This window comes from Streptosporangium heterodermiicola (genome assembly GCF_051390675.1).
GTDB lineage: Bacteria > Actinomycetota > Actinomycetes > Streptosporangiales > Streptosporangiaceae > Streptosporangium.
In genome coordinates, this window is sequence record NZ_JBPJSR010000006.1 from 313,715 (window position 1) to 339,722 (window position 26,008).

The following is a 26,008-nucleotide window of genomic DNA, read 5'->3' on the forward strand; positions in this document are numbered from 1 at the left end:
GACGAGACCGCCAACTCGGCACCGGCGGAGTACGCTGGCGTACCACCGGACGTGGATCCCGCCCCGGCTCCCGCTTCGGATGCCTGAAACCCCCGTCCGGCCCGTGTAGCCGTCTCGACAACCCAGGATCGAGCCTCCATGCAGTCCGACATCGACGCCCAGCTCAACAATTTCTTTGAAGACGCCCCCGCTCGGGAATTCGACGTGGTGCTCCGTGGCTATGACCGGCACCAGGTCCACGACCACCTGAAGCAGCTCGACGGCGAGCTCCGGCAGTCCCGGGAGCAGGTTCAGGGCCTGCAGCGGGATCTGTCCGACTCCCAGCGCCAGCTTCAGGAGCAGGAGCGCCCCACCTACTCGGGGCTCGGCGCCCGCATCGAGCAACTGCTCCGCCTGGCGGAGGAGCAGGCGACCGAGCTGGTCCAGGCCGCCAGGTCCGAGGCGAACGAGATCAAGGCGGCGTCCAAGGTCGAGGCCGCCGACCTGCGCGCCGCCGCCGAGAACGAGGCGGCCGAGAAGCGCGCCCTCGCCACCCGCGAGGTCGACGAGATGCGCACCAGCGCGGAGCGCGAGGCCGAGGAGATCCGCTCGACCGCCCGCCGCGAGGCCGACGAGCTGACCGCCACCACCGAGCGCGAGGTCTCCAAGCTGCGGGCCACCGCCGACCACGAGGTGGCCGAGAAGCGCGCCGACTCCGAGCGCGAGATCGCCAAGCTGCGCACCACCACCGAGCGCGAGGTGGCCCAGCTGCGCGCCTCGACCAAGCGTGAGCGCGACGAGGTCCTCACCACCGCCAAGCGCCAGGCCGACGAGATGCGCGCCCAGGCCCAGCGGGTGCTTGAGGAGTCCGAGGCCAAGCGGGCCCAGGACGAGGCGGAGTTCGAGATCCAGCTCGCCGCCAGGCGCGAGGAGGCCGAGCGCCAGGAGGCCGAGCGCCACGCCAACGCGCAGGCCGCGGCCCAGCAGCTGACGGCCACCGCCGAGCAGCGGGCGGCCACCGCCGAGCAGCGGGCCACCAAGGCCACGCAGCAGGCCGAGCAGACCCGCCGCGAGGCCGACACGCACGCCAAGCAGCTGCTGGCCAACGCGCGCAAGAACGCCGACCAGGTCGTGTCCGAGGCCAAGTCGAGCGCCGAGTCCATCGTCTCCGAGGCGAAGGCCGAGTCCGAGCGCAGCCGCTCGGTCGCCCAGCGCCAGGTCGACGAGCTGACCCGTCAGCGCGACAGCATCACCAGCCACCTCGCGCAGCTGCGCCAGCTGCTCGGTGGCGCGCCGCTCCCGGCCGCCGAGCCGGAGCCCGCGATCGCCGCGGCACCGCCGAAGCCGGCCATCCCCGCCGCCACCAACGGCGCCGAGAAGCCGGTTCCCGCGCCCGCCAGGGCCGAGGCGAAGGACGACGACGCGGAGTGGTGGCAGGAGTAGGCGGCCACTGACTCGGGGCGTTGGTGACGGCTGAGAAACGGCTACGAAAGAGCCTGGCGACCTTCACGGTCGCCAGGCTCTTTTCTTGTCCTTCTTGTCCTTCTTGTCTTTCCTGTCCTGGTCTCTCCCCACCATCCGGGTCGCGCCGTCTCTCCCCGCCGCCCGCTGTCGTACGGGCCGCACGCCGTCGTACGGGCTCGCCCGCCCCCAGGCCGCGACGATCGCACCGCTCACCCGCGAGGCGGTGACCCTCCGGCGAGCTCGGCGACGAAGCCGGACACCGCGCGGTTGAACGCCTCGGGCTGCTCGATCGCGCTGAGGTGACCGGCCTTCTCGATCACGGCGAGCCGCCCGTCGGGCACGGCCTCGACCATCGCGCCCGCCTCGGCGGGCGAGGCGATCTCGTCCTCCTCGCCCACGATCACCAGGACGGGCGTCTTGAGCGCCCGCAGCGTGTCGAAGGAGTCGGGGCGGCCCGCCATCGCCCGCTGCGCCCAGGCGACGGCCGTCGGCGGGGCCGACTGGACCAGCCCGCGCACCCGCCCGAACACCATCGCCCTGCGCCGCACGGTGGTCTGCCCGACCAGCCCGGGGAGCACCTCCCGCAGCAGGACGGACGTGCCCTCCTCCAGCACCTCGGCGGCGATCCGCTCGCGGTTGGACCTGGCGGCCTCCGGGTCGGCCCCCGCCTTGGTGTCGGCGAGGATCACCCCCAGCAGCCGGTCGGGGTGGCGGCGGCACAGGGCCATCGTCACGTAGCCGCCCATGGACAGCCCGCCGACGACCGCGCGGTCCAGGCCCTCACGGTCCAGCAGGCGTACGACGTCGTCGGCCATCACGTCGAGGGAGGGCTCGTCCTCGCCCAGCACCGAGCCGCCGAAGCCGCGCAGATCGGGGGTGATGACCTTGCAGACCGCGGACAGCCCCTCCCGCTGGGCCAGCCACATGGCCGAGGAGAGGGGGAACGCGTGAAGGAGGACGACCGGAAGCCCTTCTCCAGCCGACCGTGTGTACAGCTGCACGCCGTCCACCGTATTCCCGGGGCCCTCTCCTGACACCCCCGGTTCCACAACCGTTGATGACGTTGTGGTAACTCCGCCGCCGGTGAACGGGACCCGCCCGGCGATACGGCGACGAGGATCCCGTGAGGGGTCCGAACCGGACAGGCTCCTAGGCGTCCGGGACCTCGGTGGGCAGGGGGTGGGCGGCCGGATTCACCCGCAGGACGATCCGGTCGAGGACGACGCGCACGTACGGCTCGCCCACCCACAGGTGCTTGGCGTCGTCCACCCCGACGACCTCGGCCTGGGGCACCCTGGCGAAGCGCTCGCGGGCCTGCTCGGGACGCAGGTAGTCGTCGAACTCCGGGACCATCGCGGTCAGCGGCCGCCCGAACTCCGCCCACGCGTCGAGGTCGGCGTCGGTGGCCCGGTGCAGCGGCGGGGAGAGCAGGATCGCGCCCTCCACCAGCGGGTCGCGGCCCCACTTGAGCGCCAGCTCGGTGCCGAAGGACCAGCCGAGCAGCCAGACCCGGGGCAGGTCGTGGAAGTCGGCGTACTCCAGGGCGGCGGCGACGTCCATCCGCTCGTCCTCTCCCCCGCCGAAGGCGCCCTGGGAGGTGCCCCGGTCCGAGGTGGTGCCGCGCGTGTTGAACCGCAGCACGGCGAGGTCGGCGAGGGCGGGCAGCCGGTTGGCCGCCTTCTTGTAGACGTGGCTGTCCATCATGCCGCCGTGGGTGGGCAGCGGGTGCAGGCAGACCAGCGTGGCCACCGGGGGCCGGTCGGCGGGAAGGGCCAGCTCGCCGACGAGCGTCAGGCCGTCGCCGGTGTGCAGCTCGATCGGCTCCCTGCGCGCGGGCAGCACCGTAGAGGCCCGAATCTCCATGTGTCTCCTCGAATCCGCTTCGGCCGGTCGGCGTCAGCGCCGGTCGTGGCCAGTCGTGCAGGTCGTGGCCAGTCGTGCAGGTCGTGGCCGGTCGGTCAGTATCTGCTTCGGCCGGGACCGCGCCTGACCCGGTTGCGCCAGCACGCGGTGTGCCAGTGCCTGCGCTCGTCCTCTCCGCCCTGCCAGGCGGGCCAGCTGACCAGGTGCGGCAGGCCGGGTCTGATCTCCTGGTCGCAGCCGGGGCAGCGGTAGACCTTGTCCGCCGCGCCACCGGTGACCCGGCGTACCTGCCAGTCGCCGTCGGGCCACTCCTCGGTACGGTCGACGCCGGGCACGGAGCCGCCGACGGGACGGGCGTGTCCCCGGTTGCCGCCGCGGTCGAAGGGGTCGGCGCGGCGGGCCTTGCGGGGGCTCACGGCAGGTCCCGGAGACCCCGGGCCCCCGCCGCCTCACAAGTGCTCGTCATCGCTCTCCCACCCTGCCCACCAGGCCCGCCCCACATGGCGAACCACCGTCCCGGCATCGCAACAGTCTCCCAGAGAGGTACGGGCTACCCCAAAATCCGAGGCGCTAGCCAAAGAGCGGACAGAAAGTACTTGAACGAGAGTTGAGTAACAAGTACCGTTTGAGCACATGAGCGGAGGAGGGGACATGAAGGAGGAGCTGTCACCCGAGGAGGCCCTGCGGCGGATCGGCGAAGTCGGCCGGCGCACCCGGCGACCGGCGCGCGTCGTCGGCCTGCTCTACGCGATCGTCGGCCTGGGCACGATCGTCTACTGGCCCGTCATGTTCCTCGGTCCCGCCTGGTCCAGGGCCGTGGCCGGGGTCGCGTGGATCACCCTGACCGTCCTGTTCGTCGGCTACCTCGGCGGCATGAGGACTCAGGACCCGGAGGTCACCCGGGTCAACAGGCCCACGGGCCCCGTGACGGTCTCGTACGTCGTCCTGGTCGTCGTAGTGTTCGTGTTCGGCATGTTCCTCCTCCCCGACGCCCCGGGCGGTGGCTGGAGCGCGGCGCTGATCGCGCTGGCGGCCTGCACGGGCGTCCCCCTCTTCTACGCGGCATGGCGTGTGCTGCGGGTGGAGCGGTGAGCGAGACGAACGGCACGGAAGACGCGGAAGAGACGGGCCCCACAAGCACCGGTACGAGCAGGGCGGTACGTGGCGCGGGGAGCGCCGGGGCCGCCGGGGGCGCCGGGGGCGCGGCGCGCGGCGCGGGCTCACACCCACGGCACGCCCTCGACGACGTCATCCACGCGCCCGTCCGGCTGTCGATCATGGCCGCCCTGTCGGCCACCGACAAGGCCGAGTTCCGCTTCCTGCGCGACACGATCGAGGTCAGCGACTCGCTGCTCTCCAAGCACGTCATCACCCTGGAGGAGGCCGGCTACGTGCACGTGGAGAAGGCCTTCGTGGGTAAGCGTCCACGCACCTGGCTGGCCATGACCGACGAGGGCCGCCGGGCGTTCCATGACTACGTCTCCGTGTTGAGGCGCCTCACCGAGGGATCCCCCCAATGATCGAGATAGACGACCTGCACAAACGGTACGGCGACAAGGTCGCCCTGGACGGCGTGACGTTCTCCGTGAGGCCCGGCGAGATGTTCGGCTTCGTCGGCGCGAACGGCGCGGGCAAGACCACCACGATGCGGATCCTGATGGGCGTGCTCACCGCCGACTCGGGCTCCGTGCGCCGCGACGGCAAGGCCCTGACGTTCGACGACAGGCGCCGGTTCGGCTACATGCCGGAGGAGCGCGGCCTCTACCAGAAGATGCGGGTCTTCGAGCAGGTCGAGTACTTCGGCAGGCTCAGCGGCCTGACCTCGGCCGGGGCGAGGAAGGCCACCGGCGAGCTGCTCGAACGGCTCTCGCTCACCGAGCGCGCGAACGACGCGGTGGACGCGCTCTCCCTGGGCAACCAGCAGCGCGTGCAGCTCGCGGTGGCGCTGGTGCACGACCCGGAGGCGCTCATCCTGGACGAGCCCTTCTCCGGGCTCGACCCGCTCGCCGTCGACGCGCTGGCCGGGGTGCTCGCCGAGCGGTGCGCCGCGGGCGTGCCGGTGCTCTTCTCCAGCCACCAGCTGGACCTCGTCGAGCGGCTCTGCGACTCGGTCGGCATCATCTCCGCGGGCCGCGTGGTGGCCAGCGGCACGGTCGAGGAGCTGCGCGACCGGGAGGGACGCGGCCTGCTCAGGGTCGTCGTCAGGGACGCCTCCCCCGGCTGGGCCGCGTCCCTGCCGGGAGAGGTCACCGAGAAGGGCGACGAGGTCCTCGTAGCGGGCGTCGACGGCGACGGCCAGGAGATCCTGCACCTCGCGGTCAAGGCCGGAAGGGTCGAGCACTTCGGCTGGCGGCGCCCCACACTCACCGAGATCTTCAGGGAGGCCGTCGCGTGAACGGGTTGTGGCTGGTCGCGCGGCGAGAGATCGTCACGCGCGGCCGTACGAAGGCGTTCGTCATCGGGCTCGTGGTCAGCGCCGTCCTGGTCGCGGCCCTGGCGTTCCTGCCCAGGCTCTTCTCCGGGCCCGACTCCTACACCGTTGGACTCGCCGGGGCGCAGTCGCAGGCGCTGGCACCGGCCCTGACCGCCGCGGCGAAGGACGTGAAGCTCACCGTCAGGGAGTTCCCCGACGAGACCTCCGCGAGCGGCGCGGTCAGCGCGGGCGACGTGGACGCCGCCGTGGTGGACGGCCGCAGGGTGCTCGCCGACGGCGAGGTGGGCGGCGAGCTCGGCCTGCTGCTGGAGACCGCGAACCAGACCGCCCAGACCCAGCGGCAGCTGTCCGAGGCGGGCCTGGACCCGGCCAAGGTGGCCGCCGCCATGCGGGTCGCCCCGCTGGAACAGGTCTCCGTCGGCGCCGACGCCCGTTACGCGGGCGTGCGGGTGGGCATCGCGTCCCTGCTCGTCATGGTGCTGTTCTTCCTGCTCATCTACTCCTCCATGTACGTCGCCATGGGCGTGGTCGAGGAGAAGGGCAGTCGGATCGTGGAGATCCTGCTCACCTCGGTCCGGCCCTGGCAGCTGCTCGGCGGCAAGATCGTTGGACTGGGCGCGCTCGCGCTGGCCAACATGGTCGTGATCATCGTCGCCGGTCTCGGCGCGGCGGCGGCGACCGGCCTCGCGGCCGACCTGCCCCCGGGGATGGCGGGCATCGTGGTGAGCGCCCTGTTCTGGTTCGTCCTCGGGTACGCCTTCTTCGCCGCGATGGCGGCGGCGCTCGGGTCGCTGGTGTCCCGGCAGGAGGACGCGAACAGCGTCCTGACCCCGATGACGATGCTCATGATGGTCGCCTACCTGGTCGCCTACTTCGCGGCGGTCCAGCCGAACAGCCCGGTGGCCAGGATCCTGTCGCTGGTGCCGCCGTTCTCCTCGATGGTCATGCCGGTCAGGATGGCCGGGGGCGAGGTGCTCCTCTGGGAGATCGCCGTGGCGGCCGTCCTGATGCTGCTGGCGACGGCGGGCACCCTCGTGCTCGGCGCGCGCATCTACAGCCGCGCGGTCCTGCGCACCGGCGCCCGCGTGAAGCTCTCCGAGGCGATGCGCTGACCTTCACGGCATGCTCCCCTGGCTTTGTACGGCCCGGGGAGCCACGTCTCCTCCCACCGGGCCACCGCTGGAGCGTCTGGACGGATCGCGGGGATCCGGGCCCCGTCCGGCCGATAGGGTTCGGTCATGCGTCTGGTCATAGCGCGGTGCAGCGTGGATTACGTCGGGAAGCTCACCGCCCATCTCCCGATGGCGCCTCGGCTCATCCTCATCAAGGCCGACAGCAGCGTCTCCATCCACGCCGACGACCGGGCCTTCAAGCCGCTCAACTGGATGAACCCGCCGTGCAAGCTCCGCGAGGAGGAGGGCACCTGGACGGTGACCCACGGCAAGACCGGCGAGAAGCTCGTCCTCACCATGGAGGAGATCATCCACGACACCAGCCACGAGCTGGGCGTGGACCCGGGCCTGATCAAGGACGGCGTCGAGGCCCACCTGCAGGAGCTGCTCGCCGAGCACATCACCACCCTGGGCGCGGGCTGGACGCTCGTCCGCCGCGAGTACATGACGGCCATCGGCCCCGTCGACATCCTCTGCCGCGACAACACGGGCGCCTCCGTCGCCGTGGAGCTCAAGCGCCGCGGGAACATCGACGCGGTGGAGCAGCTCACCCGCTATCTGGAGCTGATGAACCGCGACCCCCTGCTCGCCCCGGTCGCCGGAATCCTCGCCGCTCAGAGCATCGCCCCCCAGGCCAAGACCCTGGCCGAGGACCGCGGCATCCGCTGTGTCACCCTCGACTACGACGAACTGCGCGGCATCGAACGCAACGACACCCTCTTCTGACGGCCCCAAAACGGAGTCCGACAGTCGCTACGGCGTGCCGAACTCGCCGTCCAGCACCCCACCCAGGAACGCCGACCACTCCGCGGGCGTGAAGACCAGGGCGGGGCCGTTCGGGTTCTTGCTGTCGCGGACGGCGATGACACCGGGCAGATTCCGCGCCACCTCGACGCAGGCACCACCCTGGCTGTTACTGCGAGCGCTCTTGCGCCACTCGGCGCCCGACAGGTCTACAGGCTGATCGTTGACGGACATCCCCGCGTCCCTTCCCCCGGCGGTCACTACTCAAGCTCGGCCGCGATTTTCGCGATGAGAGTTCTTGAAGCCTCTACAGGCAGTGCGGCTGCGCGCAAATGGTCAAACATCAGCGTATACCGCTCGACTTCTGGAGTCTTCTCCAAATACAGGGTGCCGGTGGTGTACTCGATGTACACCACATCGGGGTCACCCGACCCGAAACCCAGCACGTGGAACGGGCCGTCCATCGCGGCGTGCGCGCCGACCGAGAACGGCAGGACCTGCAGCGTCACGTTGCGCAGCTCGCTGGTCTCGACCAGCCGCAGAAGCTGCTCCCGCATCGTCTCCGGCCCGCCCACCATGCGGCGGATGGCCGCCTCGTTGACGACCGCCCACAGATGCGGCGCCTCGGGACCGGTGAGGAGCTGCTGCCGCGCCAGGCGGACGGCTATCCGCTTCTCGATGTCCTCGTCACCGATCAGCCCGGCCCGATATACCGCGCGGATGTAGCCCTCCGTCTGGAGCAGGCCGGGCACGAACTCGGCCTCGTACACCCGCAGCGACGTCGCCTCGGACTCCAGTCCCACGTACGCCTCGAACCAGTCGGGCACCGCCTCGCCGTACGTGTGCCACCACCCGCGCTGCCGCGCCTCGCGGGCGAGTGTCAGGAGCCGGTCGGATTCCGGTGCCCGTACGTCGTAGACGGCGATCAGGGCGCGGACGTCGCTCGGCTGGATCGCGCGGCGGCCCGTCTCGAAGCGGCTGAGTTTCGTGGCGTGCCAGTCGATCTCGGCCGCGACCTGGTCGATAGTGAGCCCGCGTTCCTCCCGGAGGCGGCGCAGCTCGGAGGCGAGCCGACGACGGCGGACGGTGGGGCTGTAGCGGCGGGTGGACATCGGCACCTCTTCCATGGGGCCACAGTGTGGCAGGCGATCGCGGGCGGGAAATAATTTTAAGTGAGTTGCCCTGTGGCAGTTGCCAAAAAGCAACCACAGCCGCAACACTGGCCATGCTCGCACCAACCAACGCGGCGCACGCCCATATCGAACTACTCTCAGCAACGTTTCGATTACGGGTGGGGGAAGTCGCCGCGTTCAAGAGCGCGCGGCCGGTGAGCGAAGCAGGAGGGTCTTCCTCGCCGGTCGCGCCCCGTGAACCACGCGTCCGTCAGCCCGACGACACCGGTCGGCACGAGAAACGCCACCGGACGCGCCGCCACCAGAGGAATCCGGATGGTCGACCTCACGATGCGACGACAGAACCGCCTAGAGCTCTGCGTACACCCCGGCGCCGCTTTCCTCGCGCGCATGCACGTACGCCGGACACTGATCGGCTGGGAACGGCGGGACCTGCTGGACACCGCCGAGCTGATCGCCTCCGAGCTGGTCACGAACGCCGTCAAGGCGACGGGCGACATCACCGTCTCCCACGAGAAGGCCATGCTCTCGCCCGACCTGGTGACGATCGGCATGTACCGGACCGGCCCGTACGTCGTCATCGAGGTGTGGGACGGCGACCGCACACCGCCCATCCCGAAGACCCCGTCCGACGACGACGAGAGCGGGCGCGGCCTGCTGCTCGTCGAGCTGATGTGCCGTAGCTGGGGCTACCGGTGGCCGATCACCGGCGGCAAGGTCGTCTGGTGCGTGATCGAGGGTGATCCCGACCACGCGTCCGGGAGCGGGAGACCCGTCCCGAGGTCGTACACCGGGGAATGACGAAACCGCGTGTCCTCCGTTCGGTGGACACGGGGTTCCATCGAACGTTGGTGCCGCGCGAATCCCGTGAACGCGACGCTTGGGACATGGACACAGCGGTAAGAGTGAGAGGCCTGACCAAGCGCTACGGCGACGTCCAGGCCGTCGGGGGGATCGATCTCGACATCCACGCGGGCGAGGTGTTCGCGATCCTGGGCCCGAACGGGGCCGGGAAGTCCACCACGGTGGAGATCCTGGAGGGGCACCGCAGCAGGGACGCCGGGGAGGTCAGCGTCCTGGGCGTCGACCCCGGCAGGCCCACCCGCGCGTGGCGTTCGCGGATCGGCGTCGTGCTGCAGACGGCCAACGACGCGGCCGAGGCGACCGTACGGGAGACCGTGCGGCACTTCGCGGGCTACTACCCGGGAGGCAAGGACCCGGACGAGGTGATCGAACAGGTCGGGCTCACGGAGAAGGCGGACCAGCGCATCCGGAAGCTCTCGGGCGGCCAGCGGCGCCGGGTGGACGTCGCGCTGGGGGTGATCGGCGACCCGGAGCTGCTCTTCCTGGACGAGCCGACCACCGGGTTCGACCCGGAGGCCCGCAGGCGGTTCTGGGAGCTGATCCAGGGCCTGGCCCGTGGCGGCACCACGATCGTGCTGACCACCCACTACCTGGACGAGGCCGAGGCGCTGGCCCACCGGGTGGCCGTGGTCGCCGGGGGGCGGATCGCGGCCGAGGGCGAGCCCAAGACCCTGGGCGGCAGGGCCACCGCCAAGGCCGTGGTGAGCTGGTCGGACGCGGGTGAGCGCCGCTCCCTGGAGACGGACACGCCGACCACGACGGTCCTGGAGCTGACCGCCCGCTTCGGCGGCGAGGTCCCCGAGCTGGCCGTGACCCGTCCCACCCTGGAGGACGTCTACCTCCGCCTCATCGAGACCCCCGCCTGATCGTCCCCGTCCGAACAGCAACCGATCCCCCGAGGTGACCGACCAGATGAGCCAGACCCTTGCCCGACCCTCCGCCCCGGCCGTCAGGCCCGGGCAACCCTCCGTGACACGACTGGGGCTGTCACGGATGGTCATCGAGAACAGGATGTTCTTCCGCGAGCGGGACGCGGTGATCTTCACCTTCGCCCTCCCGATCGTCATGCTGGTGCTCTTCGGCTCGATCTTCGCCGGCGAGATGGAGGGCACCGGCCTCACCGTCTCCCAGCTCTACGTGGCCGGGCTGATCGGGACCGCCACGATGACCGGGTTCCAGAACCTCGGCATCAACGTCGCGATGGACCGCGACGACGGCACCCTCAAACGGCTGGCGGGCACCCCGCTGCCCCGTACCTCCTACTTCATCGGCAAAGCCCTCAACACCCTGTTCGTCTCCTTCCTCCAGGTCGTCATCCTGCTGGCCATCGGGGTCACGCTGTTCGGCCTGGAACTGCCGTCGGAGGCGTCCCGATGGGTCACCTTCACCTGGGTGTTCGTGCTCGGCGTGATCGGCTCGTCCCTGCTCGGGGTCGCGATCAGCGGCCTGCCCAGGTCGGCCAAGAGCGCCAGCGCGGTGATCGCGATGCCGTTCGTGGTGCTGCAGTTCGTCTCCGGGGTGTTCATCCCCATCGGGCAGCTGCCGTCCTGGCTGGTGAACATCGCCTCGGTCTTCCCGCTCAAGTGGATGTGCCAGGGGTTCCGGTCGGTCTTCCTGGGGGACGCCGGTGTCACGCTTGAGGTCGCGAAATCATATGAACTCGACCGGGTCGCCCTGGTTCTGGGAGCCTGGGCGGTCGGAGGACTGGTGCTGTGCCTGATGACGTTCCGCTGGAAGAGCCGCCGCGACGGGTGAACTCCGCCGACCACACCGAGCTCCCCGCCCGGGGGGCCGGTGCCCATGCCTGGGAGTCGCTGTGGGGCTGGGAGGTGCTCCTGGTCATCGCGGTTCTCCTGCCCACCTGGACCGCGCTCAGCATCGACGTGCCCGTACGCGAGAAGGTGATCGTGACGGGCTGCCTGCTCGCGATCCTGCCGCTCTACGTCCTGCTGGGCCGCCCGGCGATCCTCGGCGAGGACCGGCCGCGAGGGGCGGTCTACATCGCCCTGCTGATCGCGCTGTTCGCCGCCCCGGGGCTCGTCGCGCCGTACGCGACGTTCGCGCTGTTCGGGCTCTGCCCGCAGTGCTTCATGGTCTTCCCCGCCAGGCGGGCGATGGTCGCCGTGGTCGCGCTGAACCTCTCCCCGACGATCCGCTACCTGTTCCTGGCCGAGAATCCGGATCTGTTCAACTTCGTGATGGTCACCACCATCGTCATCTTCTTCTCCACCATCTTCGGCGTCTGGATCGAGCGGATCACCCGGCAGAGCGAGGAGCGGGCCGCGCTCATCGAGGAGCTGGAGAGCAGCCGGGCCGAGGTGTCCAGGCTCTCGGCCGAGCGCGGGGCCCAGGCCGAGCGCGAGCGGCTCGCCGGGGAGATCCACGACACCCTGGCGCAGGGCTTCACCAGCATCATCATGCTGATCCAGGCGGCCGAGGCGCAGCCGGACCCGTCCCGCCACCTGGCGCTGGCCATCCAGACGGCGCGGGAGAACCTGACCGAGGCCCGTCTGCTGGTCACCACGCTGAGCCCGGCGCCGCTGGACGGCTCGACCCTGGACGAGGCGCTGCGGCGGCTGACGAACCGGCTCGGCGAGGAGACGGGCCTGTCCGGCGGGTTCGAGGCGCGCGGGGAGTCCCGGCCGCTGAGCGCGCCGATCGAGGTGGTACTCGTCCGCGCCGCCCAGGAGGGCCTGGCCAACGTACGCAAGCACGCGGCCGCGAGATCCGTCACGGTCTCGATCGCCTACCGGGACGGCTCCGTGCGGCTGGAGGTACGCGACGACGGACGCGGTTTCGAGCCGTCCGGCGGCGAGGGGTACGGCCTGCGGGGCATGCGCGCCCGCGTGGAGCAGGTCGGCGGGACCCTCACGGTGGCGGGGCCGCCCGGCGAGGGGACGGTCCTTGAGGTGGTCGTCCCCACCGACCGGCTCCCCCTCCCCACCGACGACCTCCCGGACCCGACCGGCGTCACCGCCGACCGGCTCCCCCTCCCCGCCGACGATCCCTCGGACCCGTCCGACGCCCCCGGCGGCCCGGCCGGCCGAACCGACCAGCCCGCCCAGAGGGTGTGACACATGCTTCGCGTGATGATCGTCGACGATCACCCGGTGGTCCGGGAGGGCCTTCGGGGCATGCTGGAGGCCGACCCCGGGATCACGGTGGTGGGCGAGGCGTCGTCCGGGGACGAGGCCGTCGTGCGGGCCGGGGAGCTCGCGCCGGACGTGATCCTGATGGACCTGCGCATGCCGGGCGGGGACGGGGTGAGCGCCACCTCGCGCATCCTCATCGGGCGGCCGGAGAGCCGGGTGATCGTGCTCACCACCTACGAGACCGACGCCGACATCGTACGGGCGGTCGAGGCCGGTGCGGCGGGCTATCTGCTGAAGGACACCTCAAGAGCCGACCTGCTGGCCGCGATCCGCTCGGCGGCGCGCGGGGAGACCGTGCTGTCGCCGTCGGTGGCGACCAGGCTGGTCACCAGGATGCGGGCTCCGGTGGCGGAGTCGCTGTCGCCACGCGAGACGGAGGTGCTCTCCCTGGTGGCCAGGGGGCTGACCAACGCGGAGATCGGCAGGAGCCTGTTCATCGGCGAGACCACGGTGAAGACCCACCTGCTGCGCGTATTCGGCAAGCTCGGTGTCTCCGACCGCACCGCCGCCGTGACCACGGCCCTGGACCGGGGCCTGCTCACCCGCTGACCACCGGCCCGGGGCCGGCGCCCTCATGGGCGGACGCGAGCCGGAACCGGGTTTTCCCGCTCCTCCCGGAATGGCCACACCCCGTTCGTACGAACGGAGGGACCTTGACCGGCTACTCAGACTTGTCACCTTCTTGCACCACGGATGTAAGCAATAATACAACGGCCCTTCCGCAAAAAGGATCTTGCACCCATAATGGTTGATTCCGGGGGCCAGAACCATGAGGTGGAAGTGATAAAGCGAGTATCTGTCAACCTCGCGCTGACCTGCGGGAGCTTGACATGAATGGACGGTCCTACCGGGGAATGTCGGCGGAGGAGCGACTGGCCGAACGCCGGGAGCGCCTGATCTCCGCGGCGTACGACCTTTACGCCGACCCCGGATTCCCGGAAACGACGATCGAGAGACTGTGCGCCGCGGCACGCATCTCCAACCGCGCCTTCTACGAGTGTTTCTCGGGTCGCGACGAGCTGATGCAGACCGTGTACGACCGGTGCGTTCACGAGACGCTGGAGTCGATGACGAAAGCCATCGACCAGGCCCCCGACACCCTGGCCTCCCGGGTCAAGACGGGGGTCACCAGCTACATCAGCTTCGTCACCGGCGACAGGCGCCGCGCGCGGATCATGCATCTGGAGGTACGCCGGGCGGGCGACTGCCTCACCACCTCCAGACAGTCGGCCGTCGAGGCCTTCATCAAGACGATCGAGTCGAACGTCGCCGACCTGCCGGAGGTCACGAAGGCCAACCAGCGCCTTCTCGCGCTGGGCATGATCGGAGCGATCCAGGAACTGCTCATCGAGTGGGTCCTGGCCGACGATCCGCCTCCGGTCGGCAAGCTGATCGACACCGCCACGCACATCTTCCACAGGTCCTTCGTGACCTGATGCCGGCGGGAGGCGAGGACGGGCCTGCCGGGCCCGTCCTCAGGCGTGTTCCGGCGCCCGTCGTCCCGGCCCCGGACGGGTTTCCGGATCAGGCAACCGCGGCCACGGGACTCGACTCCGGATCAAGCCTCCGAAGTCACGGGAGCTCGACCCCGGATCAGGCCACCGCGGCCATGGGAAGCTCGACGGCGAGGACCCGGTTGAGCCGGGTCACCGCCAGCACCCGCATGACCCTCGGCGGCACCCCCCTCAGGATGAGGCGGCGTTCCGCGCCCACGGCACGGCGATGCGTGCCCACCAGCACCCCGAGGCCGGTGGCATCGATCATTTCCAGCCTGGAAAGATCTACGATCAGGTCGCCGCGCCCGGAGTCGACCGCCTCGTGCAGCCGTGGGCGCACCCGGGACACGGTTCCGGCGTCGAGACGATTCCCGACGCCGACCACCTGGGCCCGGTGGTTACCAGGGACGCGCATGCCTCCTCCTCACGCCCGGCCGCCGAAGGGCATCGGCCCGGCACAACGGCGGTGCGTCACCACAGCCGTCCGATCACGCACCGCATTCATGCGATGTCAAAACGTACAAGAAGGTGCGAACCTCCCTCGGTCCCGAGGCCAACTTTCTGGCGAACATGTGAGTCCCTTGCCCGAATCAAGTGAGAAAACGCGGTTTAAAGCCAACCTTTTTGTTGAGCCGACCGGATCGCGGTGATCCGGTTGGTCGCGCCCAGCTTGGTGATGGCGCTGGACAGGTAGTTGCGGACGGTGCCCTGGGTGAGGTTGAGCGCGGCGGCGATCTCGGCGACCGAGGCCCCCTGTGCGGCCAGTGCCAGGGCTCCGCGCTCACGTTCGGTGAGAGGGCTCTCCCCCGCCATCATCGCCGAGGCGGCCATCTCGGGGTCGAGATAGCGCCCGCCCGCGTGGACCTTGCGGATCGCCGTCGCCAGCTCGTCGGCGGAGGCGTCCTTGGGGATGAAGCCGCGCACCCCGGCCGCGAGTGCCCGCCTCAGGTGTCCCGGCCGCCCGAAACTGGTCAGCATCAGCACCGCGTGGCCCGGCAGCGTCTCGGCGACGCTCAGCCCGTCCATTCCCGGCATCTCGATGTCCAGCACGACCACGTCGGGCCGGTGCTCCAGCACGGCCGCCGCCACCAGGTCTCCCCTGGCCACCTCGGCCACCACCTGGATGTCCGGCTCCAGGCCGAGCAGGGTGGCGATCGCCTTCCTGACCAGGTGCTCGTCGTCGGCCAGCAACACCCGGATCACCGCGCCGCCCCGGCCGGACCGCTCGCCCCGGCCTGACCGCCCGCCCCCGCCGGACGGCCCGGCACCGAGGTCACCGTATGGATCGTCATTCTCCCCCCAGCGGAATCGTCGCCCGCAGCCTGAACTCCCCGGGCCCGCCGGGACCCGCCGTGACGGTCCCGCCGATGGCGGCGACCCGCTCCGACAACCCGAGAAGGCCGGTCCCGCCCCGGCTGTCCGCCCCGTCCGCCCCGTCCGTCCCGAACGCTCCGTTCACCGCACCCGCCCTCTTCACCCCGTCGTTCGTCATCGTCAGCACGGCGCACCCCTCGTGGACGGTGATCGCGATGCGGCACTCGGTGGCGGAGCTGTGCCGCAGCACGTTGGTGGTGCCCTCCCTGACCACCCAGGCCAGCAGGGTGGACGCCCCCTCGGGGACCTGGTCGCGCGGCGTCTCCAGCCTGCAGCGGATGCCTCCGGCCTCCAGCACCGCGGTCATCGCGCGCAGTTCGGCGACGAGGTCGACCGTACGGTAGCCGCGCACCGCCGCGCGGATCTCCCTGAGCGTCTGCCGCGCCAGGGCCCGTACCTCGTCCATCTCCCCGGCCGCCCGCGCGGCGTCCACCCCCGAGAGTTTCGCGGCAACCTCGCTCTTGACGGCGATCGCGGAGAGGCTGTGCCCGACCAGGTCGTGCAGGTCGCGGGAGAAACGCAGCCGCTCCTCGGTGACGGCCAGCCTGGCCTGCGCCTCCCTGCCCTCCTCCGCGTCCCTCACCACCTGCCAGAACCAGAGCTGGAACCGGTTCGCCCACGACGCCGCCACGGCCACCCCGACGTAGGCGCCGATGGAGGGAAAGACGCTCTGGTACGGCGCCAGGAACGTGTTGGCGAACGCGGAATCGGCGATCGGAGGCGCGAGAAGCAGGCTGACGACGACCGTCGCGACGGTGACGACGACCGTGGCGGACCTGCTCAGCAGCAGCGCGGCACCCGACGCCCAGGCCGGGCCGAGCAGTCCCCACGACCAGGGTTCGCCGTCCTGGGTCAGCATGAGGATCACCGCCACCACGGCCGAGGCGACGATCTCGCCTCTCGCGCCGGTCCCGGCCACGGCCGCCTGGAGGATCCTCACGTACAGGACGCTGAAGATCACCAGGCCCGGCACCCCGACGGCCAGCAGCGGGAGCCGGGACTGCTCGCCCACGGTTCCCAGCGAGCCGAGGGGGCCGATCCAGGCCAGGACGAGGCCCATGCTCAGGGAGAGGATGGTCATCCGGCGGAGCCGCTGGACGGGAGACCGCCGCTTCCTCCGGGGAAACCCGGAGGGGATGAGGCGCGCGAGGCGCCTCATCCCTTTTTCGCCGTTATCAGATGACATTTCGCTATGAACGTTATCCGTGCCGGGGTTCCCAGCGGAACAACCACCGGGCCAGCAGCCCGGCGACCACGAGCCAGCCCAGCAGGATCCCGAAGGAGGGCAGCGCGGCCACCCACTGCCCGCCCACGCTCAGCGCCGCCCCTCCCCCGGAGATGTGGTCCCCGCCCAGGAAGGCGGTGCGCGCGATCTCCACGACCGGGGTCGCCGGGAGCAGGGCGGAGACGCCGCCCAGCACTCCGGGCAGCGTGTCGGCGGGGAAGGCGACCGGAGCGCCGACCAGTACGACCAGGAGCACCGGCAGCACCGTGACCTGGGCGAGTTCCGCGTTCGGCGTGAGGCCGGAGAAGGCGGCGGCGAGCAGGCAGAACAGCGCGACCCCCAGCACGGCGACGGTCACGAGCATCGGCACGTTGGCCACCGTGGCCCCCTCGGCGCGCTGGATCCAGACAGCCAGGAGCGCCACCTGGGCGAGATAGAGCGCGAGCGCCCCGAGCGCGCTGCCGCCGAGGATCGCGGGCCCCGAGGGCTGGCCCGCGCGCAGCCGCTTGAGCACCAGTTCCTCGCGCCGGGCGGTGAAGGAGTTCACCAGGTTGATGAAGACCGCGAACACCAGGATCAACCCCGGCAGCCCGGTCAGCACGAAGAGCCTCCCGGCCACGCCGTCGATCCTCTCGGCGCCGACGGCCTGGGTGTACACCCAGGCCATCAGGATCGGCAGCAGAAGCACGTTGAACAGGACCGTGGTGTTCCTGCCCACCAGGGTCAGGTCGAGCCTCGCGAGCCTGATCGCGTGCAGCACGTCGGTTCTCATCGTCACTCGCCCCTTCTCGCCGGTCCCGCCGCCACCGGCCCGCCGCCGGCCCCTTGAATCACCGCGCCCGCTCCGGTCCCCTCCCCGTCCGCGAGTGCCTCCCCGGCCACGCGCATGAAGGCGTCCTCCAGGGTCCCCCGGCGTACGGCCAGCCGCTCCAGGATCTCGTCCCGCGCGTCGGCCCAGGCCATGAGCTGCCGTACCGCCGCGTGCGCACGAGCCTCGGCCTGAGCGCCGGTCAGTGTGTACGCGACCTCTGTGTCGCCGCCGTAGGTCAGCACGGGGGCCACGCCGTCCAGCGAGGGAAGGTCGCCGAAGGCCCAGGAGATGCCGGGGAGGCGGAAGGAGATCCGGTCGCCCGACCCGGACACCACCTCCTCGACGGTGCCCTGGAGGTGGATCCGGCCCTCGTGCATGATCGCCAGCCGGTTGGCGAGGCGCTCGGCCTCCTCCAGGTAGTGGGTGGTGAGCAGCACCGTGGTGCCGCCCGCCCGCAGGTCCTCGATCACCTTCCAGGTGGCGCGCCGCGCCTCGGGGTCCATGCCGGTGGTCGGCTCGTCCAGGAAGAGCACCTCCGGCCGGGAGATCACCGCCAGCGCGAGGTCGAGCCTGCGCCGCTGGCCGCCGGAGAGCTGCCGCACCCTGGTCTTGGCCTTCCTGCCCAGCCCCGCCGCCTCCAGCGCGTCCGTGGTCCGCGAGCCCGTGCCCCCGCGCCGGCCTCCCGAGGGTCCGGCCGAGGCCCCCGCGCGGCCCGCGTCCCGGCTCAGCCCCTCCCACAGGCCGACGGTCTCGGCGACCGTGAGGTCACCGAAGAAGCCGCCCTCCTGCAGCATGATCCCCACCCGGGGCCGCAGCTTCCCGCGCTGCCCGACCGGGTCGAGCCCGAGCACGCGGACGCTGCCGCCCGTGGGGGCCCGGAAGCCCTCCAGGACCTCCACGGTGGTGGTCTTACCGGCGCCGTTCGTGCCGAGCAGGGCGAACAGCTCGCCCCTCGGAACGCTGAAGGAGACGCCGCGCACCGCCTCGAAGTCCCCGTACGCCTGCCGGAGCCCGCCGACCTCGATCACGTCGTCGAGGCCGGCGGCGGCGCCGGGAGGGTCCGTCACCTGTGGTGTTCTCATGGGGACAATCGTCGTCGTCCCGCGTTCGGCCAGGTAGTCGCCGATATCACCGGAAAAGCGTGATCTTTAATGCGTTCCGGGTGACAAATGTCAACTACGGGCGGGGCGGCAGTGCGGGACGCCGACGGGAGGGCCGGGTGGTGGGGTCGGGCGGGGTCGCCGCCGGGCGCTCGTCGAGCGCGGCGAGCACGAGCCGTACCGCCTCCTCGATCTGCGGGTCCCTGTCCTCGGCCCAGTCACCGGGGGCGATGTCGACCTCGACGTCCGGATCGACGCCGTAGTTCTCCACCCCCCAGCCCAGCTCCTCGAACCAGAAGGAGTACTTGGGCACGGTGATGTGCGAGCCGTCGACCAGGCGGTGGGCGTCCTCGATGCCGATGACGCCTCCCCAGGTACGGGTGCCCACCACCGGCCCGAGATTGTGGATCTTGAAGGCCGCGGTGACGATGTCGCCGTCGGATCCGGCGTTCTGGTCGGTGATCGCGACCAGCGGGCCGCGCGGCGCGTCCTCGGGGTAGGTGATCGGCGTCATGCCCCGGGGCAGGTCCCAGGCGATGACCTTGCGGATCAGCTTCTCGATGACCAGCTCGGAGGTGTGACCGCCCCGGTTCCCCCGTACGTCCACCACGAGTCCCTCGAAGGTCATCTCCCTGCGCAGGTCGCGGTGGAACTGCGCCCAGCCCTCGGCCACCATGTCCGGGATGTGCAGGTAGCCGAGGCGCCCGCCGCCGAGCTCCCTGACGCGGGCCCGGTTCCCGGCCACCCAGTGCTGGTAGCGCAGGCGCCGGTCGTCGCGGAGCGGCGTGACGACCACCCGCCTGCCGCCGTCCAGGGTGAGCTCGACCGGCTTGTCGGCGGCGCCGACCAGCAGCCGCGCGGGCCCCTCGGGCGGCACCGGACGGCCGTCGACCGCGAGCAGCGCCTCACCCGGCTGGACGCCCGCCCCCGGCTCGGCCAGCGGCGAGCGGGCGTGCACGTCGGAGGACTCGGCGGGCAGCACCCGGTCCACCCGCCAGCGGCCGTCGTCGCCCCTGGACAGGTCGGCGCCGAGCAGCCCGATCGGGTCGGAGGCCGGGTAGCCCCAGGGAGCGGCGTCGACGTAGGCGTGCGAGCTGCCCAGCTCCCCCACGACCTCCCAGAGCAGGTCGGCGAAGTCGTCGGCGGTGGCGACCCGGTCCACCAGCGGCCGGTACTCCTCCAGCACGCCCTCCCACTCCACGTCGGCCATGTCCTCGACCCAGAAGTCGGCGCGCATCCGGCGGCCCAGCTGGGCGTACGCGTGCCGCCGCAGCGCCCCCGGGTCGGCGGTGATCCGGATCCTGGACAGGTCGACGGTCGTGTCGTCGCCGTTCTTGCCGCCCGGCTTGCCCCCGGCCGGGCGGACCGTGAGCGTGCCCTTGTCGCTGACGACGAGCTGCGTGCCGTCACCGCTCACCCGGTACCAGTCGAGCTTCTCGACCACTTCCTCCCACTTGCGCTTGACCAGGTCGTAACGGTCCAGCGCCGGGCGGGGCGCCTCGCCCCCCACCTCGTCCCTGTCCTCGCCGAGCTCCCCGGCCAGCGGCTCCCGCAGCCAGACGAACCCGCCCTTGACCGCCCGCAGGTCCGAGTAGCGCCCCTCGGGCACCGGCACCTGCACGACCCTGGCGGCGATGCCCTCCAGGTCCACGGTGATCGCGCCGTCCTCCTTCTTGTTGCCGTCGTCGTCCCCGGAACCGGAGCCGGACCCGGAGTCGGCCGCCCGCCCCGCGGAGCTGGGCGCGAACGGGGACGGCGTGGACGCGGACAGCGGCACCAGATAGGGCCGGTAGCCGAAGGGGAAGGACATGTCGAAGGAGTGCGCGTCGTAGACCGGGTCGAAGCCGCGCCGCGACAGGAACGCCAGATAGTCCCCCGCGAACGCGGGCGAGATGTCCACGAACCGGCCGTCGGTGACGTCGGTCACGACCCGGTCCGCCACCCTGGCCAGCCTGATCCTGCGCAGCTGCGGGCCGTCCGGGTGCGACCAGGCCAGCCAGGCCGAGTCGGGCGACCAGCTGAGGCCGTGGATCTCCCCGTCGGCCCTCGCCAGCTCCACGACCTCGCCGGAGGCCACGTCGGCCAGGAGCAGCCGCCCGTTCCTCGCGGTCACCGCGATCGTGTTCCCGTCGGGCGCGACGGCGAGGTCCCCGACCTCGCCCAGCGCGCCCACGGCGATCCTGCGGCCCTCCCCGCCCCCCGCCGGGGCGATCTCCAGCCCCTGCGTCTCGCCGTCGTCGAAGACCCACACCACGCGGTCGTCACCGAGGACGCGCGGCCGTCCCGCCGACAGGCCGTTGCTGAGCTGCCGCGCCGGGCCGTCCCGGTGGGTCACCCAGTGCACCGTTCCCTGGACCTCCACCGCGCTGGCCCGCCCGGTCGCGTCCACGGCCAGGTCGTGCACCCGCCTGCCCGCGTTGACCTGGTACGGCTGCCGCCCCCGCAGCGGGGAGCCCGGGGCGACGTCGAGCTTGCGGGCCTCGGCGTCGAGATCGTCCAGGAGATAGAGGTCCCCGGCGTTCTGGTAGACGATCCTGGTCCCGTCGGTGGTGGCGTGCCGGGCGTAGAAGACGTCGTGGTCGGTGTGGCGGCGCAGGCCGCCGCCGTCCGGCTCGCAGGAGTAGAGGTTGCCGACGCCCTCGTGGTCGGAGACGAAGACGATCCGCCCCCCGACGAGCATCGGGTTGGCGAGGTGGCCGTTGAGGTCCGCCAGGATCCGGGTGAAGTCACCGTCACCGCCGCGCACCCACAGGCGGCCCGCCGTGCCGCCCCGGTAGCGCTTCCAGGTCCCCGGGTCGCGGGCGAGCCCCCCGGTGAGCAGCGCCACCGTGCCTTCCGGGCCCCCCGTGACCGACAGGTCGTTGACCGGGCCGTACGGCAGCCTCTCCGGGCGTCCCTCCCCGAGCACGTAGGCCCAGGTCTGCGAGACGAACGGCCGGCCGGTCGCGCTGATCGCGAGGACCTCGCCGTCCGGTGTCCAGCCGCGGGTGCGCGTCCTCGGGTCTCCCCAGTAGGTCAGCCGTTCCGCCGAACCGGAGCCGAGATCCGCCAGGTGGATCTCGGGGGCGCCGTCCCGGGCGCTGGTCCAGGCGATCTTGGTGCCGTCGGGCGAGAGACGGGGATGGCTCGCGGGGGCCCGGTCCGAGGAGAGGCGCCACGCCCGGCCGCCGTCCGCCGGGGCCGCCCAGACGTCGTCGTCGGCGACGAAGGTCAGCGTCTCGTGGGAGATGTGGGGGAATCGCAGGTAGAAACCAGAAACCATCGACAAATCATATTGTCCACTATCGGGTTAATCAGGAGGGTTTTTCGGCCGATACGCTGAGCCACATGACGCGAGCTGACAGAGACAAGCCGGTGGTGCTCTCGAAGATCTACACCCGCACCGGGGACGACGGCACGACCGCGCTCGGCGACATGAGCCGCACCCGCAAGACCGACCCGCGCCTGGCCGCCTACGCGGACGTCGAGGAGGCCAACGCGGCGATCGGCGTGGCCCTCGCCGCAGGGACCCTGGAAGCGGACGTCACCGCGGTCCTCGGCCGGATCCAGAACGAGCTGTTCGACGTCGGGGCCGACCTGTGCGCCCCGCTCGTGGAGAACCCCGAGTTCCCGCCGCTGCGGGTCGAGCCCTCCTACGTCGACTGGCTGGAGGCCCGGTGCGACGAGTTCAACGAGTGCCTCACGCCGCTGCGCAGCTTCATCCTGCCCGGCGGCACCCCGGCCGTGGCCGCGCTCCACGTCGCCAGGACCGTGGTTCGGCGGGCCGAGCGGACCGTCTGGTCGGCGCTGGAGGCCCACGACGACGTCAACCCGCTCACCGCGACGTATCTCAACCGGCTGAGCGACCTGATGTTCATCCTCTGCCGGGTGGCCTCGGGCGGCGACGAGATCCTCTGGAAGCCCGGCGGCACCCGCTGACTTCACGAACAAATCAGGCGACGTCGAGATAGGCGCTGGGCGGGGCCGACTCCAGCCAGGCGACGAACCCGGTGAGGGCGCGGTACCCCATGGCGAGCTCGAAGGCGTCCCGCCCGTTGCGGCACTCGATCGCCGTCACGCCCTCGATGAACCCGAAGAACTCCCCGGACCCGACCCTGCGACGCCCGGAAACGACAAGGCCGCGCCTCACGATGACGTGGCGCGGCCTTGGCAGCAGACCTATGAGCGGGATCCAGTTGAGATGGCCGTCGGCGTAGCGGGCCACACCGACCCGCCAGCCTCGCTCCTTCGACAGGGAGCGCAGGCAACAGAGCACCGATCCCCGGGAGCGGGTCAGTATCAGGACCCGGAGTCCCAGGAGGGCGACGAGCAGCCCCAGCACGATGAGAACATCCACCACCATGTCTGCTCGCCCCCCAAAAGCGCGTACAGCCTAAGAAGCAGAATTTATCCGACTTCTTCCCCGGCCGCGCGCAACCGGGCCTTGGCGCGCTTGGCCTCGGCGACCGCGTCCGCGTCCTCCTGGTCGGACTCGACCGAGGCCTGAGCCCGCTCCAGCGCGGTCTTCGCACGGGCGACGTCGACCTCGGAGCCCAGCTCGGCCAGCTCCGCCAGGATCGACACCTCGTCGTCGGCCACCGAGAGGAATCCTCCGTGGACGGCGGCGACGAGGTCGGACTCACCGTCGCCTCGCTTGATGGTCAGCAGGCCGCCCTCGACGAGAACGCCGAGCACGGGCGCGTGCTTAGGCATGATACCGATCTCGCCGTCGACGGTCTTGGCAATCACCATGTCGGCCTCACCGGACCAGATCTCACGCTCCGGGGAGACGACGCCTACTCGCAGCTTCGCCACTTTCTCTCCAGTTCCTTGTCGAACCAGGCGCCGGTACGGCCGCGTGACCGTACCGGCGCCGAAGGCGACTAGCGGGCGAGTTCCTTGGCCTTGGCCACGGCCTGGTCGATGCCGCCGACCATGAAGAACGCCTGCTCGGGCAGGTGGTCGTAGTCGCCGGCGCACAGGCCCTTGAACGAGGCGATGGTCTCGTCCAGCGGGACGTTCTCACCGGGCTGGCCGGTGAACGCCTCGGCGGCGTACATCGGGTGCGACAGGAAGCGCTCGATGCGACGGGCCCGGTTGACGGTGACCTTGTCCTCTTCCGAGAGCTCGTCGATACCGAGGATCGCGATGATGTCCTGCAGCTCCTTGTACTTCTGCAGGATCCGCTTGGTCTCCTGGGCCACGCGGTAGTGCTCCTCGCCGACGATCAGCGGGTCGAGGATCCGCGAGGTGGAGTCGAGCGGGTCCACCGCGGGGTAGATGCCCTTCTCCGAGATCGGCCGCGACAGAACGGTCTGCGCGTCGAGGTGCGCGAACGCGTTGTGCGGGGCCGGGTCGGTGATGTCGTCCGCGGGGACGTAGATCGCCTGCATGGAGGTGATCGAGTGACCGCGGGTCGAGGTGATGCGCTCCTGGAGGACACCCATCTCGTCGGCCAGGGTCGGCTGGTAACCCACCGCGGACGGCATACGGCCGAGCAGGGTGGACACCTCGGAACCGGCCTGGGTGAACCGGAAGATGTTGTCGATGAACAGCAGCACGTCCTGCTTCTGGACGTCACGGAAGTATTCGGCCATGGTCAGGGCCGAGAGCGCGACGCGCAGACGGGTGCCCGGGGGCTCGTCCATCTGGCCGAAGACGAGGGCGGTGTCCTTGAGGACGTTCGCCTCCTCCATCTCCAGCCAGAGGTCGTTGCCCTCACGGGTGCGCTCGCCGACGCCGGCGAACACCGAGGTGCCACCGAAGTTACGGGCGACCCGGCGGATCATCTCCTGGATCAGGACGGTCTTGCCCACGCCCGCGCCGCCGAACAGGCCGATCTTGCCGCCCTGCACGTACGGGGTGAGCAGGTCGATGACCTTGATGCCGGTGGTCAGCATCTCGGTGCGCGACTCAAGGGTGTCGAAGGCGGGCGACGGGCGGTGGATGCCCCAGCGCTCGCTGATCTGGAGCGAGGAGGTCTCGACGTCCAGCGACTCGCCGAGGGTGCTCCACACGTGGCCCTTGACGACGTCGCCGACGGGGACCGAGATGGCCGCGCCGGTGTCGGTCACCGGGGCGCCACGGGTGAGGCCGTCGGTGGGCTGCATGGAGATCGCGCGGACGAGGTTGTCACCCAGGTGCTGGGCGACCTCCAGGGTGAGGACCTTGGCCTCGCCCTGCAGCTCGACGTCCACCTTGAGGGCGTTGTAGATCTCGGGCATCGCCTCGACGGGGAACTCCACGTCGACGACGGGACCGGTGACCCGCGCGACGCGGCCCACGCCGGTCTCAACAGTCTGTGCAGTCATTTCACTCTTTCCCCGCTGCGGAGTCAGCCAGCGCGTTCGCGCCGCCGACGATCTCGCTGATTTCCTGGGTGATCTCGGCCTGGCGGACCTGGTTCATCTGCTGGGTGAACACGCGGATGAGCTCGTTGGCGTTGTCGGTGGCCGACTTCATGGCCCGGCGGCGCGAGGCTTCCTCGGAGGCCGCCGACTGGAGCAGCGCGGTGAAGATGCGCGACTCCACGTAACGCGGCAGCAGCGTGTCGAGGACCTCGCCCGCGGTGGGCTCGAACTCGAAGTACGGCAGCGGCGTGTCGGACGGGTCCTCGGCGGTCTCCTCGACCTCCAGCGGAAGGATCCGCTTGACCACGACCTCCTGCGTGAGCATCGAGACGAACTCGGTGGAGACGATGTGGATCTCGTCCACCCCGTCCTCGGCCGAGAAGGCCTCGATGAGCGCGCCCGCGACCTCCTTGGCGTCGGAGTAGGCGGGCTTACGGGAGAACCCCGTCCACTGCCCGGCCATCTCACGGTTGCGGAAGGCGTGCCAGGCGACGCCCTTGCGGCCCGTCACGAAGGGCACGGGCTCGACGCCCCTGTCCCTGAGCAGGTTGCCGAGCGCCTCCGCCTCACGCAGGATGTTGGCGTTGAAGCCGCCGCAGAAACCGCTGTCGCTGGTGACGATCAGGACGGCGGCCCTGGCGGGCTGCTCCTTGGCCACCGTCAGCGGGTGGTCGGTGGTGGAGGTGTTGCTGACCACGCCCGTGACGGCGCGGGTGATCTCGCGCTCGTACGGCACGGCGGCCTGCATCCGCTGCTGCGCCTTGACGATGCGGGACGAGGCGATGAGCTCCTGGGCGCGGGTGATCTTCGCCGTGGACTTGACCGACTTGATCCGCCGCCGCAGCAGTCTTAGCTGGGCACCCATCGG

At 70.9% G+C, this 26,008-nt stretch carries 29 protein-coding genes; 13 read left to right on the forward strand and 16 right to left on the reverse strand.

Going from position 1 to position 26,008, the window contains the following annotated elements; all coding sequences use genetic code 11:
- Positions 1–138: 138 nt before the first annotated feature.
- Complete coding sequence (locus tag ACSC1Q_RS16255; protein WP_436759532.1) at positions 139–1,422, forward strand: DivIVA domain-containing protein; 1,284 nt, start codon at positions 139–141, stop codon at positions 1,420–1,422.
- Between the two features lie 63 nt (positions 1,423–1,485).
- On the opposite strand, the gene ACSC1Q_RS16260 is transcribed toward ACSC1Q_RS16255, so the two are convergent.
- The 4 genes from ACSC1Q_RS16260 to ACSC1Q_RS16275 all read right to left on the reverse strand — a co-directional run bounded on the left by ACSC1Q_RS16260 (position 1,486) and on the right by ACSC1Q_RS16275 (position 3,722).
- A complete protein-coding gene (locus ACSC1Q_RS16260; protein WP_436759533.1) occupies positions 1,486–1,656 on the reverse strand; it encodes a hypothetical protein in 171 nt (56 codons plus the stop codon).
- The gene (locus ACSC1Q_RS16265; protein WP_436759534.1) at positions 1,653–2,444 is read right to left on the reverse strand and encodes an alpha/beta fold hydrolase; all 792 of its coding nucleotides are present in this window, start codon (positions 2,442–2,444) and stop codon (positions 1,653–1,655) included. Before ACSC1Q_RS16265 ends, ACSC1Q_RS16260 begins: the two co-directional genes overlap by 4 nt.
- Before the next feature lie 148 nt (positions 2,445–2,592).
- A complete protein-coding gene (locus ACSC1Q_RS16270) occupies positions 2,593–3,306 on the reverse strand; it encodes an alpha/beta hydrolase (RefSeq protein ID WP_436759535.1) in 714 nt (237 codons plus the stop codon).
- Positions 3,307–3,401: 95 nt separating this feature from the next.
- Positions 3,402–3,722 carry an Rv1322 family protein gene (locus ACSC1Q_RS16275; protein WP_350973539.1) on the reverse strand — a complete coding sequence of 107 codons (321 nt, stop codon included), beginning with the start codon at positions 3,720–3,722 and terminating at the stop codon, positions 3,402–3,404.
- Positions 3,723–3,957: 235 nt separating this feature from the next.
- On the opposite strand from ACSC1Q_RS16275, the gene ACSC1Q_RS16280 reads away from it, so the two are divergent.
- The 5 genes from ACSC1Q_RS16280 to nucS all read left to right on the forward strand — a co-directional run bounded on the left by ACSC1Q_RS16280 (position 3,958) and on the right by nucS (position 7,638).
- Positions 3,958–4,398: a hypothetical protein gene (locus ACSC1Q_RS16280; RefSeq protein WP_436759536.1), complete on the forward strand. Its 441-nt coding sequence runs from the start codon at positions 3,958–3,960 to the stop codon at positions 4,396–4,398.
- On the forward strand, positions 4,395–4,826 hold the full coding sequence (locus tag ACSC1Q_RS16285; protein WP_436759537.1) for a winged helix-turn-helix domain-containing protein: 432 nt from the start codon (positions 4,395–4,397) through the stop codon (positions 4,824–4,826). Before ACSC1Q_RS16280 ends, ACSC1Q_RS16285 begins: the two co-directional genes overlap by 4 nt.
- Entirely contained in the window at positions 4,823–5,701 is an 879-nt protein-coding gene (locus ACSC1Q_RS16290; protein ID WP_436759538.1) for an ABC transporter ATP-binding protein, read from the forward strand. Before ACSC1Q_RS16285 ends, ACSC1Q_RS16290 begins: the two co-directional genes overlap by 4 nt.
- The gene (locus ACSC1Q_RS16295; protein ID WP_436759539.1) at positions 5,698–6,852 is read left to right on the forward strand and encodes an ABC transporter permease; all 1,155 of its coding nucleotides are present in this window, start codon (positions 5,698–5,700) and stop codon (positions 6,850–6,852) included. The genes ACSC1Q_RS16290 and ACSC1Q_RS16295 overlap by 4 nt, the downstream gene beginning before the upstream one ends.
- 126 nt (positions 6,853–6,978) lie before the next feature.
- Positions 6,979–7,638, forward strand: a complete 660-nt coding sequence (gene nucS / locus ACSC1Q_RS16300; protein WP_436759540.1) for an endonuclease NucS — start codon at positions 6,979–6,981, stop codon at positions 7,636–7,638.
- A gap of 27 nt (positions 7,639–7,665) precedes the next feature.
- Here the strand turns inward: nucS and ACSC1Q_RS16305 are convergent, their stop codons facing one another.
- Together ACSC1Q_RS16305 and ACSC1Q_RS16310 are read right to left on the reverse strand one after the other, a co-directional pair.
- A complete protein-coding gene (locus ACSC1Q_RS16305) occupies positions 7,666–7,890 on the reverse strand; it encodes a DUF397 domain-containing protein (protein ID WP_389922591.1) in 225 nt (74 codons plus the stop codon).
- A 26-nt stretch (positions 7,891–7,916) separates the two neighbouring features.
- Positions 7,917–8,783 carry a helix-turn-helix domain-containing protein gene (locus ACSC1Q_RS16310; RefSeq protein WP_436759541.1) on the reverse strand — a complete coding sequence of 289 codons (867 nt, stop codon included), beginning with the start codon at positions 8,781–8,783 and terminating at the stop codon, positions 7,917–7,919.
- A gap of 321 nt (positions 8,784–9,104) precedes the next feature.
- On the opposite strand from ACSC1Q_RS16310, the gene ACSC1Q_RS16315 reads away from it, so the two are divergent.
- The 6 genes from ACSC1Q_RS16315 to ACSC1Q_RS16340 all read left to right on the forward strand — a co-directional run bounded on the left by ACSC1Q_RS16315 (position 9,105) and on the right by ACSC1Q_RS16340 (position 14,241).
- The gene (locus tag ACSC1Q_RS16315; protein WP_436759542.1) at positions 9,105–9,590 is read left to right on the forward strand and encodes an ATP-binding protein; all 486 of its coding nucleotides are present in this window, start codon (positions 9,105–9,107) and stop codon (positions 9,588–9,590) included.
- An 86-nt stretch (positions 9,591–9,676) separates the two neighbouring features.
- Complete coding sequence (locus ACSC1Q_RS16320) at positions 9,677–10,519, forward strand: ABC transporter ATP-binding protein (RefSeq protein WP_436759543.1); 843 nt, start codon at positions 9,677–9,679, stop codon at positions 10,517–10,519.
- Between the two features lie 46 nt (positions 10,520–10,565).
- Positions 10,566–11,408, forward strand: coding sequence for an ABC transporter permease (locus ACSC1Q_RS16325; RefSeq protein ID WP_436759544.1), 843 nt, complete (start codon positions 10,566–10,568; stop codon positions 11,406–11,408).
- Entirely contained in the window at positions 11,366–12,727 is a 1,362-nt protein-coding gene (locus ACSC1Q_RS16330) for a sensor histidine kinase (protein ID WP_436759545.1), read from the forward strand. The genes ACSC1Q_RS16325 and ACSC1Q_RS16330 overlap by 43 nt, the downstream gene beginning before the upstream one ends.
- A 3-nt stretch (positions 12,728–12,730) precedes the next feature.
- Positions 12,731–13,354 carry a response regulator gene (locus ACSC1Q_RS16335; protein ID WP_436759546.1) on the forward strand — a complete coding sequence of 208 codons (624 nt, stop codon included), beginning with the start codon at positions 12,731–12,733 and terminating at the stop codon, positions 13,352–13,354.
- A gap of 281 nt (positions 13,355–13,635) precedes the next feature.
- Positions 13,636–14,241 (forward strand): TetR/AcrR family transcriptional regulator, encoded by a 606-nt coding sequence (locus ACSC1Q_RS16340; protein ID WP_436759547.1) that lies wholly within the window; start codon positions 13,636–13,638, stop codon positions 14,239–14,241.
- A 157-nt stretch (positions 14,242–14,398) separates the two neighbouring features.
- Here the strand turns inward: ACSC1Q_RS16340 and ACSC1Q_RS16345 are convergent, their stop codons facing one another.
- The 6 genes from ACSC1Q_RS16345 to ACSC1Q_RS16370 form a co-directional block, all read right to left on the reverse strand.
- On the reverse strand, positions 14,399–14,716 hold the full coding sequence (locus tag ACSC1Q_RS16345) for an STAS domain-containing protein (protein WP_436759548.1): 318 nt from the start codon (positions 14,714–14,716) through the stop codon (positions 14,399–14,401).
- Between the two features lie 194 nt (positions 14,717–14,910).
- A complete protein-coding gene (locus ACSC1Q_RS16350; protein WP_436759549.1) occupies positions 14,911–15,504 on the reverse strand; it encodes a response regulator in 594 nt (197 codons plus the stop codon).
- Positions 15,505–15,589: 85 nt separating this feature from the next.
- On the reverse strand, positions 15,590–16,756 hold the full coding sequence (locus tag ACSC1Q_RS16355) for a sensor histidine kinase (RefSeq protein WP_436759550.1): 1,167 nt from the start codon (positions 16,754–16,756) through the stop codon (positions 15,590–15,592).
- 118 nt (positions 16,757–16,874) lie between these two features.
- Positions 16,875–17,672 (reverse strand): ABC transporter permease, encoded by a 798-nt coding sequence (locus ACSC1Q_RS16360; protein ID WP_436759615.1) that lies wholly within the window; start codon positions 17,670–17,672, stop codon positions 16,875–16,877.
- 2 nt (positions 17,673–17,674) lie between these two features.
- Positions 17,675–18,793 carry an ABC transporter ATP-binding protein gene (locus ACSC1Q_RS16365; RefSeq protein ID WP_436759551.1) on the reverse strand — a complete coding sequence of 373 codons (1,119 nt, stop codon included), beginning with the start codon at positions 18,791–18,793 and terminating at the stop codon, positions 17,675–17,677.
- Between the two features lie 94 nt (positions 18,794–18,887).
- Positions 18,888–22,073: a S41 family peptidase gene (locus ACSC1Q_RS16370; protein ID WP_436759552.1), complete on the reverse strand. Its 3,186-nt coding sequence runs from the start codon at positions 22,071–22,073 to the stop codon at positions 18,888–18,890.
- Positions 22,074–22,138: 65 nt separating this feature from the next.
- On the opposite strand from ACSC1Q_RS16370, the gene ACSC1Q_RS16375 reads away from it, so the two are divergent.
- Positions 22,139–22,729, forward strand: coding sequence for a cob(I)yrinic acid a,c-diamide adenosyltransferase (locus ACSC1Q_RS16375; protein ID WP_436759553.1), 591 nt, complete (start codon positions 22,139–22,141; stop codon positions 22,727–22,729).
- Positions 22,730–22,742: 13 nt separating this feature from the next.
- Here ACSC1Q_RS16375 and ACSC1Q_RS16380 read toward each other — a convergent pair whose 3' ends face one another.
- The 4 genes from ACSC1Q_RS16380 to ACSC1Q_RS16395 all read right to left on the reverse strand — a co-directional run bounded on the left by ACSC1Q_RS16380 (position 22,743) and on the right by ACSC1Q_RS16395 (position 26,005).
- Positions 22,743–23,153, reverse strand: coding sequence for a DUF2550 domain-containing protein (locus ACSC1Q_RS16380; RefSeq protein WP_436759554.1), 411 nt, complete (start codon positions 23,151–23,153; stop codon positions 22,743–22,745).
- 44 nt (positions 23,154–23,197) lie between these two features.
- Entirely contained in the window at positions 23,198–23,605 is a 408-nt protein-coding gene (locus ACSC1Q_RS16385) for a F0F1 ATP synthase subunit epsilon (RefSeq protein WP_436759555.1), read from the reverse strand.
- A 68-nt stretch (positions 23,606–23,673) separates the two neighbouring features.
- Positions 23,674–25,101: a F0F1 ATP synthase subunit beta gene (gene atpD / locus ACSC1Q_RS16390; protein ID WP_386155494.1), complete on the reverse strand. Its 1,428-nt coding sequence runs from the start codon at positions 25,099–25,101 to the stop codon at positions 23,674–23,676.
- Position 25,102: 1 nt separating this feature from the next.
- Positions 25,103–26,005, reverse strand: a complete 903-nt coding sequence (locus ACSC1Q_RS16395) for a F0F1 ATP synthase subunit gamma (RefSeq protein WP_436759556.1) — start codon at positions 26,003–26,005, stop codon at positions 25,103–25,105.
- Positions 26,006–26,008: the final 3 nt, after the last annotated feature.

Coding starts and splice junctions, on each gene's coding strand:
- ACSC1Q_RS16255 (WP_436759532.1), top strand. CDS start 139: ATGCAGTCCGACATCGACGCCCAGCTCAACAATTTCTTTGAAGACGCC.
- ACSC1Q_RS16270 (WP_436759535.1), bottom strand. CDS start 3,306: ATGGAGATTCGGGCCTCTACGGTGCTGCCCGCGCGCAGGGAGCCGATC.
- ACSC1Q_RS16280 (WP_436759536.1), top strand. CDS start 3,958: ATGAAGGAGGAGCTGTCACCCGAGGAGGCCCTGCGGCGGATCGGCGAA.
- ACSC1Q_RS16290 (WP_436759538.1), top strand. CDS start 4,823: ATGATCGAGATAGACGACCTGCACAAACGGTACGGCGACAAGGTCGCC.
- nucS (WP_436759540.1), top strand. CDS start 6,979: ATGCGTCTGGTCATAGCGCGGTGCAGCGTGGATTACGTCGGGAAGCTC.
- ACSC1Q_RS16305 (WP_389922591.1), bottom strand. CDS start 7,890: ATGTCCGTCAACGATCAGCCTGTAGACCTGTCGGGCGCCGAGTGGCGC.
- ACSC1Q_RS16310 (WP_436759541.1), bottom strand. CDS start 8,783: ATGGAAGAGGTGCCGATGTCCACCCGCCGCTACAGCCCCACCGTCCGC.
- ACSC1Q_RS16315 (WP_436759542.1), top strand. CDS start 9,105: ATGGTCGACCTCACGATGCGACGACAGAACCGCCTAGAGCTCTGCGTA.
- ACSC1Q_RS16320 (WP_436759543.1), top strand. CDS start 9,677: ATGGACACAGCGGTAAGAGTGAGAGGCCTGACCAAGCGCTACGGCGAC.
- ACSC1Q_RS16325 (WP_436759544.1), top strand. CDS start 10,566: ATGAGCCAGACCCTTGCCCGACCCTCCGCCCCGGCCGTCAGGCCCGGG.
- ACSC1Q_RS16335 (WP_436759546.1), top strand. CDS start 12,731: ATGCTTCGCGTGATGATCGTCGACGATCACCCGGTGGTCCGGGAGGGC.
- ACSC1Q_RS16340 (WP_436759547.1), top strand. CDS start 13,636: ATGAATGGACGGTCCTACCGGGGAATGTCGGCGGAGGAGCGACTGGCC.
- ACSC1Q_RS16345 (WP_436759548.1), bottom strand. CDS start 14,716: ATGCGCGTCCCTGGTAACCACCGGGCCCAGGTGGTCGGCGTCGGGAAT.
- ACSC1Q_RS16355 (WP_436759550.1), bottom strand. CDS start 16,756: ATGACCATCCTCTCCCTGAGCATGGGCCTCGTCCTGGCCTGGATCGGC.
- ACSC1Q_RS16360 (WP_436759615.1), bottom strand. CDS start 17,672: ATGAGAACCGACGTGCTGCACGCGATCAGGCTCGCGAGGCTCGACCTG.
- ACSC1Q_RS16365 (WP_436759551.1), bottom strand. CDS start 18,793: ATGAGAACACCACAGGTGACGGACCCTCCCGGCGCCGCCGCCGGCCTC.
- ACSC1Q_RS16370 (WP_436759552.1), bottom strand. CDS start 22,073: ATGGTTTCTGGTTTCTACCTGCGATTCCCCCACATCTCCCACGAGACG.
- ACSC1Q_RS16375 (WP_436759553.1), top strand. CDS start 22,139: ATGACGCGAGCTGACAGAGACAAGCCGGTGGTGCTCTCGAAGATCTAC.
- ACSC1Q_RS16380 (WP_436759554.1), bottom strand. CDS start 23,153: ATGGTGGTGGATGTTCTCATCGTGCTGGGGCTGCTCGTCGCCCTCCTG.
- atpD (WP_386155494.1), bottom strand. CDS start 25,101: ATGACTGCACAGACTGTTGAGACCGGCGTGGGCCGCGTCGCGCGGGTC.
- ACSC1Q_RS16395 (WP_436759556.1), bottom strand. CDS start 26,005: ATGGGTGCCCAGCTAAGACTGCTGCGGCGGCGGATCAAGTCGGTCAAG.